Source organism: Roseobacter sp. HKCCA2468 (assembly GCF_037805105.1).
GTDB lineage: Bacteria > Pseudomonadota > Alphaproteobacteria > Rhodobacterales > Rhodobacteraceae > M30B80.
In genome coordinates, this window is record NZ_JBBLYN010000001.1 from 362,189 (window position 1) to 374,326 (window position 12,138).

Annotated in this window: 11 protein-coding genes and 1 tRNA gene; 3 read left to right on the top strand and 9 right to left on the bottom strand. The window is 56.7% G+C overall.

Annotated features, from left to right (window positions below):
• Window position 1: 1 nt before the first annotated feature.
• Window positions 2-1,165 (top strand): 3-hydroxy-D-aspartate aldolase BhcC, encoded by a 1,164-nt coding sequence (gene bhcC, locus AAC620_RS01865; protein WP_340242557.1) that lies wholly within the window; start codon window positions 2-4, stop codon window positions 1,163-1,165.
• Window positions 1,166-1,177: 12 nt separating this feature from the next.
• Window positions 1,178-2,137: an iminosuccinate reductase BhcD gene (bhcD, locus tag AAC620_RS01870; protein WP_340242558.1), complete on the top strand. Its 960-nt coding sequence runs from the start codon at window positions 1,178-1,180 to the stop codon at window positions 2,135-2,137.
• Between the two features lie 15 nt (window positions 2,138-2,152).
• On the opposite strand, the gene AAC620_RS01875 is transcribed toward bhcD, so the two are convergent.
• From AAC620_RS01875 to AAC620_RS01895, 5 genes are all read right to left on the bottom strand, one after another.
• Window positions 2,153-2,226: transfer RNA gene (locus tag AAC620_RS01875), tRNA-Gly, on the bottom strand.
• Window positions 2,227-2,293: 67 nt separating this feature from the next.
• Window positions 2,294-4,357, bottom strand: a complete 2,064-nt coding sequence (locus AAC620_RS01880) for an ASKHA domain-containing protein (RefSeq protein WP_340242559.1) — start codon at window positions 4,355-4,357, stop codon at window positions 2,294-2,296.
• A gap of 101 nt (window positions 4,358-4,458) precedes the next feature.
• Window positions 4,459-5,535, bottom strand: a complete 1,077-nt coding sequence (locus AAC620_RS01885) for a methyltetrahydrofolate cobalamin methyltransferase (RefSeq protein ID WP_340242560.1) — start codon at window positions 5,533-5,535, stop codon at window positions 4,459-4,461.
• 6 nt (window positions 5,536-5,541) lie between these two features.
• Window positions 5,542-6,471, bottom strand: coding sequence for a methylenetetrahydrofolate reductase (locus tag AAC620_RS01890; protein WP_340243579.1), 930 nt, complete (start codon window positions 6,469-6,471; stop codon window positions 5,542-5,544).
• A 29-nt stretch (window positions 6,472-6,500) separates the two neighbouring features.
• A complete protein-coding gene (locus AAC620_RS01895) occupies window positions 6,501-6,803 on the bottom strand; it encodes a virulence factor (protein WP_340242561.1) in 303 nt (100 codons plus the stop codon).
• Window positions 6,804-7,170: 367 nt separating this feature from the next.
• Here AAC620_RS01895 and AAC620_RS01900 point away from each other — a divergent pair, with 367 nt between their 5' ends.
• Complete coding sequence (locus AAC620_RS01900) at window positions 7,171-8,286, top strand: Ppx/GppA phosphatase family protein (protein ID WP_317655801.1); 1,116 nt, start codon at window positions 7,171-7,173, stop codon at window positions 8,284-8,286.
• A gap of 25 nt (window positions 8,287-8,311) precedes the next feature.
• On the opposite strand, the gene AAC620_RS01905 is transcribed toward AAC620_RS01900, so the two are convergent.
• The 4 genes from AAC620_RS01905 to AAC620_RS01920 form a co-directional block, all read right to left on the bottom strand.
• On the bottom strand, window positions 8,312-9,307 hold the full coding sequence (locus AAC620_RS01905) for a DUF6976 family protein (protein ID WP_340242562.1): 996 nt from the start codon (window positions 9,305-9,307) through the stop codon (window positions 8,312-8,314).
• Between the two features lie 15 nt (window positions 9,308-9,322).
• Window positions 9,323-9,529 carry a hypothetical protein gene (locus AAC620_RS01910; protein ID WP_340242563.1) on the bottom strand — a complete coding sequence of 69 codons (207 nt, stop codon included), beginning with the start codon at window positions 9,527-9,529 and terminating at the stop codon, window positions 9,323-9,325.
• A 168-nt stretch (window positions 9,530-9,697) separates the two neighbouring features.
• Window positions 9,698-10,912, bottom strand: coding sequence for an NADP-dependent isocitrate dehydrogenase (locus AAC620_RS01915; protein WP_340242564.1), 1,215 nt, complete (start codon window positions 10,910-10,912; stop codon window positions 9,698-9,700).
• 332 nt (window positions 10,913-11,244) lie between these two features.
• On the bottom strand, window positions 11,245-11,904 hold the full coding sequence (locus tag AAC620_RS01920) for an alpha/beta hydrolase (RefSeq protein WP_317654925.1): 660 nt from the start codon (window positions 11,902-11,904) through the stop codon (window positions 11,245-11,247).
• Window positions 11,905-12,138: the final 234 nt, after the last annotated feature.

A 12,138-nucleotide genomic window follows, 5' to 3' on the forward strand; every position in this document is an offset into this window, starting at 1 on the left:
CATGAACACCCATACAAGTTTTGAAAATCTGGAAGTTGGCTATGACATTCCCGCGCTGCCTGGCATGGCGGAGGCGGATATCCAGACCCCGTGCTTGATCCTTGATCTCGATGCGCTTGAGCGCAACATCAAGAAAATGGGCGATTATGCCGCCGCCCATGGGATGCGCCATCGTGTGCATGGCAAGATGCATAAATCGGTCGATGTGGCGAAGTTGCAAGAAAGCCTTGGCGGGGCCTGTGGTGTCTGTTGCCAAAAGGTAAGCGAAGCCGAAGTTTTTGCCCGCGGCGGTATTCGGGATGTTTTGGTCAGCAATCAGGTGCGCGACCCGCAAAAAATTGATCGCTTGGCCCGTATCCCGCTTTTGGGCGCGCGCGCGATTTGCTGTGTCGATGATCTGAGCAACATCGCCGATCTTTCTGCGGCTGCCACCCGTCACGGCACGGTCATCGAATGTCTGGTTGAGATTGACTGCGGGGCAGGGCGCTGTGGTGTCACCACCACCCCCGAGGTTGTGGCCTTAGCCCGCGCCATTGATGCGGCCGAGGGGCTGAAATTTGCGGGCATTCAGGCCTATCAGGGCGCAATGCAGCATCTTGATCACTATGAAGACCGCAAAGCGAAAATTGCGGTTGCCGTGGCCATGGTCAAGGACGCGGTCGATACATTGGCCGCAGAAGGGATTGCCTGCGATATCGTGGGCGGTGGCGGCACAGGCAGCTATTATTTCGAAAGCACATCGGGCGTCTATAACGAGCTTCAATGTGGCTCTTACGCCTTTATGGATGCGGATTATGGCCGCATTCTTGATGCAAACGGCAACCGCATTGACCGCGGCGAATGGGAAAATGCCCTGTTCATCCTGACCTCGGTGATGAGCCATGCCAAGGCCGATAAGGCGATTGTCGATGCGGGGCTCAAGGCGCAATCGGTCGATAGTGGCTTGCCTGTGATCTATGGGCGCGATGATGTCGAATATGTCAAATGCAGCGATGAGCATGGCGTGGTGGCCGACCCAAAAGGTGTTTTGGCCATCAATGAAAAGCTGCGTCTTGTGCCAGGTCACTGTGACCCGACCTGCAACGTGCATGATTGGTATGTCGGCGTGCGGGGCGGCAAGGTTGAGGTGGTTTGGCCCATCTCGGCCCGTGGCAAGGCCTATTGAGGCGGGGGGACGATGTATATCATTCCAGAACGTTTGATTGCCGATCTTGTCAGTGCCGAAGATGCGTTTGATGCGATGCGCGGGTGTTTCGCCGCGATGGCCGATGGGGATGCCTATAATTTCCCCGTGATCCGCGAGGCCTTGGGCGAGGGGCGTCAATACGGGTTCAAGTCGGGCTTTGACCGCGCAGGCGCGGTGATGGGGGTGAAATCGGGCGGGTATTTCCCCGGAAATGCCGCGCGCGGTTTGATCAATCATCAATCCTGTGTGCTGTTATTTGATCCTGAAACAGGCCGCCCCACCGCGATGGTGGGGGGGAACCTGTTGACGGCCCTGCGCACCGCCGCCGCATCGGCCCTGTCGATTGATCAATTGGCGCGTCCCAATGCCCAAGTTTTGGGCATGGTGGGCGCGGGGCATCAGTCGGCATTTCAATTGCGCGCGGCCTTGCGGGTGCGCAAATTCACTCGCGTTTTGGGATGGAACCGCAATCCTGACCGCCTGTCCCGCTTGGCGGAGGTCTGTGCCGAAGCGGGGGTTGAGTTCACCCCCGTTGATCTGGCCGCGATGCAGGAGGCCGATGTGATCATCACCATTACCTCATCCAATGCCGCAAGCCTGCTTGCGGATCATGTTCGTGCGGGCTGCCATATCTCTGCGATGGGAACCGATACAATCGGCAAGCAGGAGATTGATCCTGCACTCTTTGCGCGCGCTGCGGTCTTTACCGATGAAGTGGCACAATCTGTCACCATCGGCGAGGCGCAACACGCCGTGGCGCAAGGCTTGATTGGGCGCGAGGATATCACCCCCTTGGGGGCGGTGGTCACAGGGGCGACCGAGGGCCGTGTCTCGCCCGATCAGATCACGATTTTCGATGGCACGGGTGTCGGGCTTCAGGATTTGGCCGTAGCCCAAACTGCCCTCAGCCGTGCCCGCGCGCAGGGTCTTGGGTCAGAGGTCGTGTTTTAGGGAAAGACATCAGGCTGGAGCGGGTAGCGGGAATCGAACCCGCGCCAAGAGCTTGGGAAGCTCGTGTGATACCATTTCACCATACCCGCGCATGGCCTTGATGCGCTAGTCGATACGATAAGGCAGGGGTTTCGTCAACCTCTGCCTTTCTCTCAGTCAGCCCCGCCGTCTGCGCCGCCGCCCGTCATCATTGCCCCCGCCGCCAGAGGCGCCAAAATTCACATCTGGCAGGCTGACCACTGTGGCCAGATGGGGCATGGCGGCGGTTTTATGCGGGATGGCGTTTGCGGCCACGAAATGTTCCTGAAACCTTGGCTCAATCGCGGTTTCAACCTTTTGGATGGCGCGCACGCCCCCCTCAATGCGCTTGCGTGCCGCACGGTTGCACAGCGCAATGCGCGCGCCATGGCCTGCGGCATTGCCGGCGCTTGTGACTTTCTCAAGCGGGGCATCGGGGATCATTCCCAAAATCATAGCGTGTTTTGGGCTGATATGCGCGCCGAAAGCCCCCGCCAAAACCACACGATCGACCGCGTCTACATCCATCTGATCCATCAACAAACGCGCGCCTGCATAAAGCGCGGATTTCGCCAATTGAATGGCGCGAATATCGCCTTGCGTGACGGTGATGCGCGGCCCGCCCGTGGCGGTGCCGTCAAAGATTAGATATTCATGGGTGCGCCCTGTGGGGATAGACCGCGGGGTTCCTGTTTGCTCGGCACTGCCAATCAGACCTGACCCGTCCAACAGGCCCGCGGCGCGCATTTCCGCCACGGCTTCGATTATGCCAGAGCCACAAATGCCCGTAATGCCTGTCTGCGCGGTGGCCTCGGCAAACCCTGCCTCGTCAGACCACAGATCGCAGCCAATGACGCGAAACCGCGGTTCTTTGGTGGCGGGGTCGATTTCGATATGCTCAATCGCACCGGGCGCGGCCCGTTGCCCTGACGAGATTTGCGCCCCCTCAAAGGCAGGCCCCGTGGGCGAGGAGCAGGCGAGAACCTTGGTCTTATTCCCAAGCAGGATTTCAGCATTGGTTCCGACATCCACGATCAGCACCAAATCCTCAGATTGTTCTGGGGCCTCAGACAGGGCCACGGCCGCTGCATCGGCCCCCACATGGCCCGCGATACAGGGCAGCAGGTAAATCTGCGCTTGTGGGTTCAATGTAGACAGCCCCAAGTCAGGCGCATTGAGACGCAAGGCATCCGAGGTTGCCAGTGCAAAGGGCGCTTGGCCCAATTCCACAGGATCAATGCCCAAGAGCAAATGGTGCATCACGGGGTTGCAGACGAATACGGTTTCCAAGATCAGCTTGGGGTCAATTCCCGCATCCTCGGCAATTTGCCCCGCTAATGTGTTAATGGCCTCGCGCACCGCGCGGGTCATCTCAGTGGCACCGCCTTCTTGCATCATGGCATAGGAGACGCGGCTCATCAGATCCTCACCAAAACGGATTTGTGGGTTCATGATCCCCGCAGAGCCCATCACTGCACCCGTGGTCAAATCGCACAGATGCGCCGCGATTGTGGTCGAGCCAAGATCAATCGCAAGGCCGTAAATTCCGCCCTCATGAAGATTTGGCCAAATCTCAAGAATTTGCGCCACGCCGCCCTCATCGGGTTGAAAGAGGGCAACTGAAATTTGCCATTTGCCTTTGCGCAAAACGGTTTGCAGCTTGGCCAAAACGGGCAGGGCGGCGCTGACCTGATGCACATCCCATTGTTGTGCGAGGGCATCTTTCAAGCGTTCAAAATCGCCCGAGGGTTCATGCATATCAGGCTCGGCCACCTCGACCATGACAATCCGCGTGGCAGGGTCCATGGTAATAGGCTTGGTTGAGGCCTCTTTGCGCACGACCTGACGATGCACCTGACTGGTTTCAGGCACATCAATCACAACATCGCCCAATACCTTGGCCTGACAGCCCAAACGGCGGCCTGAAATCAGACCTTTCACGCGGTCATAGCGGGCTTCAACCTCGTTCCATTCGGAAAGGGCATCTTCGCGCACTGTGACGCCATGTTTGGCAAATTCACCGAAACTAGGGGTGATCTGGCATTTGGAACAAATGCCGCGCCCGCCACAGACACTATCCAAATCCACCCCAAGCGCGCGCGCCGCCTGCAGCACGGGCGTGCCTTTGGCAAAGCGACCGCGTTTGCCAGAAGGGGTAAAAATCACCAAAGGGTCTTTGTCATCTGTGCTTGCGCTGCCCATCGGGAAGGATCCTGTTTTGGTCTTTCATTGCTTTTATTGGCGCAAAGGCCAGAGCATAAGGTTAAATATGCTCTGGCCCGCGATTTTCAAAAAATGGTGCCTTAGCCGCGGCGGCGACCCCCTGCGCGGCGGTTGGCGCGGCCCCCTTGCACGGCGGCATCTGGATCTTTGTTGAAATTGATCCAAGCAGCCCCGCCGTCATCTTGGTTAAGCAGCAGGTTGGCGGCGCGGATCGCCTCCATCTCCTTGCCCGCGCGCGGCTTGGTCGAGCCCATGCCGAACAATTTGACGAAGGTTTCATCGTCCAGATCTGCGGGCAGGATAATTCCTGCGGCCTCAATCGCGGCTTTCTTTTCGGCAATCGCTTTGGGGCCAACGGGCAGGGCGACTGGGTTCATGATCGCACTGGTCATGCCCGCTGCATAGGCCATGGGCAAAAACGCGTTATTCACGCCGTGGCGGTTGGGCAAGCCAAAGCTGATATTGGACGCGCCGCAGGTGGTGTTCACGCCCAATTCCTCGCGCAAGCGGCGCACAAGGGTAAAGACCTGATGGCCCGCTGTGGCCATTGCGCCAATGGGCATGACCAATGGGTCAACCACGATATCATGGGCGGGAATGCCATAATCAGCCGCGCGTTCAACAATCTTTTTGGCAACGGCAAAGCGCACTTCGGGGTCTTCGGAAATGCCTGTGTCATCGTTAGAAATCGCAACAACGGGCACATTGTATTTCTTGACCAAGGGCAAAACCATCTCAAGGCGTTCTTCTTCGCCTGTGACCGAGTTCAAAAGCGGGCGACCCTTGGCAGCGGCCAAACCATTTTCCAACGCACCCGGAACCGAGCTGTCGATGCACAAGGGGCAATCGGTTACTTCCTGCACGCATTCGACCAAGGCCTTCATCAAGGCAGGCTCAACAAAGTTATTGTCGGCATAGCGGGGGTCTTCGGCCATTTTGTTCGAGAACACCGCGCCAGAGTTGATGTCCAACACGGTCGCACCCGCCGCCACCTGTGCAATGGCATCCGCTTGCACGCGTGAGAAGTCACCGCGTTCTAGCTCTTCGTTCAAGATTTTGCGCCCTGTGGGGTTGATCCGTTCGCCAATCACGCAAAACGGTTCGTCAAAACCGATCACGGTGGTTTTGGTTTGGGATTCAATGATGGTGCGGGTCATGCTGGCTTATACTCCTTCAACGGCCGGACGCGTGGATGCGCCGCCATGGTCGATGGCCCATTGGGCATTTGTCTTGATCCCGCCAAGCGGGAAGAAATGGACGGATTCAATCCCGAAATCAGGATTTGCGGCCTTATGCGCGGCGAGTTCTGCGATGATCTCGTCAGGCTCGAACGGCAAAAGAAGTTTCGAGACATCCTTGGCGCGTTTTTGCAAAACCGACAGAGATGGGCCAACGCCGCAGGCAATGGCGAATTTGATTAAGGTTTGCAGCTTGGCGGGGCCTGCGATACCGATATGGACGGGCAGATCAATCCCCGCGGCCTGCAGGGCATTCGCCCATGCAATCACGGGCTTGGCTTCAAAGCAGAACTGCGTGGCAAGGGCCATTTTTGCATCTGTGCGCGCGCTAAAGGCCTGTTTCCAACGCAAAGCCTCCATCACATTGGCATCGCTGCCATCTGGGTCGATGTCGCGGTTGCCTTCGGGGTGGCCTGCCACATGCAAGCGTTTGAACCCTGCCTGATCAAACAGCCCCGTTTCCAACAGCTGCATCGAGCTTTCAAATTCACCATGCGCCTGTGGGATGCCGCCTGCCAAGATGAGGCCAGAGGTGACACCCGCCTCGCCCTGATAGCGCGCGATCCAATCGCCAAGCGTGGCCTTGTCTTTGATCGAGCGGGCGGGGAAATGCGGCATCACCTCGAACCCGTCACGGGCAAGGCGCGCTGCGGTCGCGACCATGTCATCAATCTCGGTGCCGTCAATATGGGCGATATAGACGCGGGTGCCCTCAGGCAAAAGGGCGCGGAAATCTTCCACCTTTTCGGCGGTGCGCGGCATCACCTCAATTGAATAGCCTTGAAGAAAGGCCTCAACCTCAGGGGAATGGGGCGCGACTGGCGCGCTTGGTTTTTTAAAGTTTAACAAGGCCATAATCTGATCCCTCACGCGCTCAAGGCTCATCAGGCTGCCTCAACCCCATCGCCCGCGATCAAACGCTTGAGGCGGTCGGTGTCATAGTCGGCATCCAAACGATCTGCATAGACGCGCGCGATGTCGGATGGGTCACCTTCGACCTCGGCATCTACCACGCGGCGCCACTCGGCGAGATAGGCTTCGTCATCTTTTGCCCCGACCTTCATCGCGCAGCGGTCAATTGCCTGCTCGAACCGTTCGGGCAGGGGCAATTTGGCTGCAGCGCGGCCTTTGCCCACAATCACTTGGGCAGGGATGTCGCGCCAGTAAACGATGGTCACAGATGGCATTGGATGCGATTCCTTTCTCGTAAGGCGCACCATATGGGCGCAACCCCCGCGCAATGGGACTAATTTCGACACTAAAATCGGCGCAACCGACCTTGTAAGAGGCACATAGCCCGCGCATACGCACATTGCGAGTGGCCGAACATCCCAAAATTTTCATGATGATCATGCGCCAAAGCGCCCAACTGCCCCCGAATGCCACGCGAAAGCAGTTGTCGCTTTTTCATAGGGGCGCTACCATGCCCATGAAGGAGGGGCAGAAATGGCCCGCAAACGCCGCAACCCAAACCGACAGAAAGATACAAAAGAGGGCGGGGTAAACCCTGCGCCTGTGGCGCATATTTCTGATCCAAGCGGCGTTGATCCGAATATGGGGCAGGGGCAGCGTAGATTTTATAGCAAACCTAAACCTGCCGCCCCCGCACAGATCGAAAAAGCAGACCCAGCCGATCTTTATGCCGCCCTTGATTTGGGCACGAATTCCTGCCGAATGTTGATTGCACAGCCGAAAGGCACGCATCTGCATATCGTTGATAGTTTCTCGAAATCGGTGCAACTGGGGCACGGGCTAGAGGCCTCGGGGCGCTTGTCGCGCGCCTCGATGGCGCGGGCGATTGGGGCTTTGAAAATCTGTCAACGCAAACTGGCCCAACACCAAGTGCGCCATATGCGTATCGTAGCCACCGAGGCCTGCCGCCGCGCCACCAATGGGGGCGAGTTCCTCAACCTTGTGAAGCGCGAAACGGGCTTGCAGATGGAGATCATCAAGCCCGAAGAAGAGGCGCAACTGGCCGTGATCTCCTGCGCGCCATTGGTGTCAGCGAAAACCGAACAGCTTTTGGTGGTGGATATCGGGGGGGGATCAACCGAATTGGTTTGGATCGACCTGTCTCGGGTTGCGCCCTCGGAACGCGCCCGTGCGATCATGCGCCTGCATCAAGGGTTTGGGCATGAGGAAACCATTTTTCCCCGCGCGAAAGTGGTGGATTGGATTTCTGTGCCTTTGGGCGTGGCAACCCTGAAAGACCTTTATCACGATGTCGAAGATGACGGGGCGCGGTTTGCGCTGATGTCATGGTATTTCGAAGAACAGCTTGCAAAATTTTCACCCTATGTCGATGCGGCAGATCAAGCGCGCGAAGGGTTCCAGATCATCGGCACCTCTGGCACTGTCACAACCGTTGCGGCCAGTCATTTGGGCCTCAAGCGCTATGACCGTAACAAGGTCGATGGTCTGCGAATGACATCGGATCAGATTGACACTGTGATCCAAACCTACCTTGCCTTGGGGCCAGAGGGGCGGCGCAATGATCCGCGGATCGGGCGCGATCGGCACAGTCTGATTATGTCAGGCTCTGCGATTTTGCAGGCGCTGCTGCGCGCATGGCCAACGGATCGGTTATCTGTGGCCGATCGTGGCCTGCGCGAGGGCTTGCTCTATGCGCAGATGTGCCGCGATGGGGTGATGGAAGACGGGCTGCTGTAACAGCCGCCCGCCTTGAAAAAAGCCGTTACGCGGCCTTTTGCAGTTCAAGCCGAACAAGGGTTTGGTTCAGCAGCATATAGGCAATTTCCCCAAAGGTCATTGGGCCTGTGAATCCTGATACTGATTTGCCCTCCATCTCGCCGTAGAGATAGTTCAAGATGCAATTACAACTGTAATCAGCGCCTGTGACCTTATCGCTGAGCGAGGCGGCAAAGGCTTGGGCATAGTCATCGGGAAGGGCTGCGGCGGGGCGATAGACCACGCCCTCCTGCACAGGGGCATAGAAGCTGACAATGCCTGTATCGGCATCAACCGATTTGATCGACACATTGAGATGGGCGCCGCCGTAATTGGCGATGAGCGGCAAGCGCGCATCCCAATTTTGCGCCGTCAAATAACGTGCCAAATTCTGCTTGGCCCCGTTGATCATGGCATCTTCGGCTTCGAAACCAGAGGTTTCAAAAATAATGCTTGTGGCCGTATCCCCTGCCTGCTCGAAAATATTCACAATCTCCAAGTTGGGGGTGACCCCTTTGGCAAAGCCGAGATGCATCACGATCGCGGCATCCTCGTAGCTCTGACCGGTGCTGCCATCAATGACACTGGCACGATCTTGACCGATCCGCTCCAGCGCGGTGCCTGCGACCCATCCCATCAAGGGCTGCGCGAATAAAGCAGGGTTTTGCTGCGCCTCAATCGCAAAGCGGCGATGCGCGTGACCAAAGGCGGGGATCAAGATCAGGCTTGCCCCGCCTGTCTGATACCCTGTGGCGATATCGGTTAAGTTATCGGGGGCGATGACGCGGATTTCTGCGGCTTCGGCCTCGTCAAAACTGGTGCAATAGAGGCGGTTTTCGATTTTTTTGCCACCTTCCGAGGTCACAAAGTAATGGCTGCTGCCCCCGATCCAAGTTCCCTTTGGCAATTGCGCCAAATAAGCGGGGTGGCCTGCAATGCTTAGGATTTCCCCTGAGACGATGCGCGCGGATGCCTCCGCAAGGGTCAAAACTTCGTTTTTCATTTTGTTTTATCCTCGTTAGCGGGGCATTTTCGCCAAATCATCGGCGGCGAAGGCATTTGCTTTGGCAAAATCAGCCAATTCCTCGATCTTGGCTTCAAGCAATGTAGGGGTGTTTCGGATTTCGATGCGCAAACGACCGATCAAGATACGCGTGGCAAGCGAAGCTTGGGAGAGATCCTGATTGGATTGGATCACGCCCGCGAGAAAGCTGTGTGAAAACATTCAGATGGGTTCCGTTTCAAATGCGGGGCTGCGCCCCTTTGGTGATGTTCGCGCATCTGTTGAAACGGCAGGAGAGGCCTGCAACTTAGGGGTGAGGGCCGCTTTGTCGCATAAAAAACGCGCCGCACGGGTGCGGCGCGTGTAAGGTCTTGAAAGAAAAGGGGGGTCTTAGCCCACCAGTGCCTTGTTCAGATTTTCATCAATTTTCTCAAGGAAGCCTTGCGTGGTCAGCCATTTCTGATCTGGCCCAACCAAAAGCGCCAAATCCTTGGTCATAAAGCCTGCTTCGACCGTATCGACCACGGTTTTCTCAAGCGTCTGCGCAAAGCGCAGCAGCGCGTCATTGTTATCCAGTTTTGCACGATGCTTAAGCCCGCCTGTCCATGCATAGATGGAGGCGACCGAATTGGTTGAGGTCGCCTCGCCCTTTTGGTGCTGGCGGTAATGACGGGTCACGGTGCCATGCGCGGCTTCTGCCTCGACAATTTTGCCATCGGGCGTCATCAACACCGAGGTCATCAACCCAAGCGACCCAAATCCTTGGGCGACAGTGTCGGATTGCACGTCACCATCATAGTTTTTACAGGCCCAGACATAGCCGCCCGACCATTTCAGGGCAGAGGCCACCATGTCATCAATCAGGCGATGCTCATACCAGATTTTCTTTTTTTCAAATGCCTGGCGGAATTCTTCGTCATACACTTTCTGGAACAAATCCTTAAAGCGGCCATCATAGGCTTTGAGAATGGTGTTTTTGGTCGACAGATAAACGGGCCATCCTAAATTCAGCCCGTAATTCATACTGGCGCGGGCGAAATCAATGATAGATTGATCAAGGTTACACATTCCCATCGCCACACCTGCGGCGGGGGCATCGAAAATCTCATGCTCAATCGTGGTGCCATCTTCGCCCACAAATTTCATCGTAAGCTTACCCTTGCCTGGAAAGCGGAAATCGGTGGCGCGGTATTGATCGCCAAAGGCATGACGTCCCACCACAATGGGCTGCGTCCAACCGGGCACAAGGCGGGGCACGTTTTTGCAAATAATCGGTTGGCGGAAAATCACGCCCCCTAGGATATTTCGGATTGTCCCATTGGGGCTGCGATACATCCGTTTGAGGCCAAATTCCTCAACCCGCGCTTCATCTGGGGTGATGGTGGCACATTTCACAGCCACGCCAACCTCGCGGGTCTTTTCGGCAGCGGCCACTGTGATGGCATCATCGGTGCGATCCCGCTCCTCGATCCCAAGATCATAATAGAGCAGATCAAGATCCAAATAGGGCAGGATGAGCTTATCTTTGATAAAGGCCCAAATGATGCGGGTCATCTCATCCCCATCCATATCCACGATGGGGTTTTCAACTTTGATTTTGGTCATATCAGGCAGCCTCGCGCGGGGAAGAAATACTGAGGCTGCGCATATCAAATTCTGGCGGATTCGCAAGAACTGTATGCCGTTGTATACAGATTTGTGATGCCGCTAGTTTGGGGCTTGGCTGCGTTTGCTGCGCAAAAAATCATAGCCACGTTTTTCGGCCATGCGCATGCGTATTGCAGTGCGCAAGGCTTCCTCGACAGTGGGGGAAAGCGCGCCAACGGTTTGCACAGCTCATCGGTCAGGCGTTCATCCCCCGTTTCTTGCGCCACACGCAGGGCCTCTTGGGCCAAGGCATCTGCGATTTCTTCGGCAAGACGGGTGCTAATGGTGGATTACCGCGTGTTTTCCGTCAGGCGCCGCTTCACATAGGCCTTAACCATGTCGATCATGGGGTTCATCTGTGTCTCTTCATCTTCAAAGAAGTGACCCGCCCCCTCCATCTCCTCATGGGTGATGGTGATGCCTTTTTGCTCGTGCAGCTTATCGACCAAGATACGGGTGTCTTGGGGTTTGGCCACGCGGTCGGCGGTGCCGTTCACGATTAAACCTGACGCGGGGCAGGGTGCAAGGAAGCTGAAATCATACATATTCGCGGGCGGTGCGACCGAGATAAAGCCCGTGATCTCAGGGCGCCGCATCAGAAGTTGCATCCCAATCCATGCGCCAAAAGAAAACCCCGCAACCCAACAATGTTTCGAGTTGGGGTTCATCGTTTGCAGATAATCCAAGGCCGATGCCGCATCAGACAATTCGCCCTGACCTTGGTCATATTCGCCCTGACTGCGCCCGACACCGCGGAAGTTAAAGCGCAGAACGGTGAAGCCCATATTGTAGAAGGCGTAATGCAGATTATAGACCACACGGTTGTTCATCGTGCCGCCGAATTGCGGATGCGGATGCAGGACGATTGCAATCGGGGCATCCTTTGCCTTTTGTGGATGATAACGGCCCTCAAGCCGCCCTTCTGGGCCTTGGAATATCACCTCGGGCATGTCGTTCCCCTTGTCGCTTTCTGGCGCATGCGCGTCATGCTTGACCTGCGCAATCGCCCTACCTAGAACCTGTGTCACCGCAATGCTGCGGTTTTGCCCCCAAACGCGGGGCGCGCGTGTCTGTGCGGTTTGCACCACGCATTGCAGTTAAGCGTGACGGATCAAAAGGTCAATCACGGGCTTGCTGTGAATAAGGGCGCGCGGCAAAGTTTCTGCGAAACAGGGCTGCCAAAA

Excerpts from the sequence above, each read along its gene's own strand:
- AAC620_RS01880 (WP_340242559.1), bottom strand. The coding sequence starts at position 4,357 with ATGGGCAGCGCAAGCACAGATGACAAAGACCCTTTGGTGATTTTTACC.
- AAC620_RS01900 (WP_317655801.1), top strand. The coding sequence starts at position 7,171 with ATGGGGCAGGGGCAGCGTAGATTTTATAGCAAACCTAAACCTGCCGCC.
- AAC620_RS01885 (WP_340242560.1), bottom strand. The coding sequence starts at position 5,535 with ATGACCCGCACCATCATTGAATCCCAAACCAAAACCACCGTGATCGGT.
- AAC620_RS01895 (WP_340242561.1), bottom strand. The coding sequence starts at position 6,803 with ATGCCATCTGTGACCATCGTTTACTGGCGCGACATCCCTGCCCAAGTG.
- AAC620_RS01890 (WP_340243579.1), bottom strand. The coding sequence starts at position 6,471 with ATGGCCTTGTTAAACTTTAAAAAACCAAGCGCGCCAGTCGCGCCCCAT.
- bhcC (WP_340242557.1), top strand. The coding sequence starts at position 2 with ATGAACACCCATACAAGTTTTGAAAATCTGGAAGTTGGCTATGACATT.
- AAC620_RS01915 (WP_340242564.1), bottom strand. The coding sequence starts at position 10,912 with ATGACCAAAATCAAAGTTGAAAACCCCATCGTGGATATGGATGGGGAT.
- AAC620_RS01905 (WP_340242562.1), bottom strand. The coding sequence starts at position 9,307 with ATGAAAAACGAAGTTTTGACCCTTGCGGAGGCATCCGCGCGCATCGTC.
- AAC620_RS01910 (WP_340242563.1), bottom strand. The coding sequence starts at position 9,529 with ATGTTTTCACACAGCTTTCTCGCGGGCGTGATCCAATCCAATCAGGAT.
- bhcD (WP_340242558.1), top strand. The coding sequence starts at position 1,178 with ATGTATATCATTCCAGAACGTTTGATTGCCGATCTTGTCAGTGCCGAA.
- AAC620_RS01920 (WP_317654925.1), bottom strand. The coding sequence starts at position 11,904 with ATGCCCGAGGTGATATTCCAAGGCCCAGAAGGGCGGCTTGAGGGCCGT.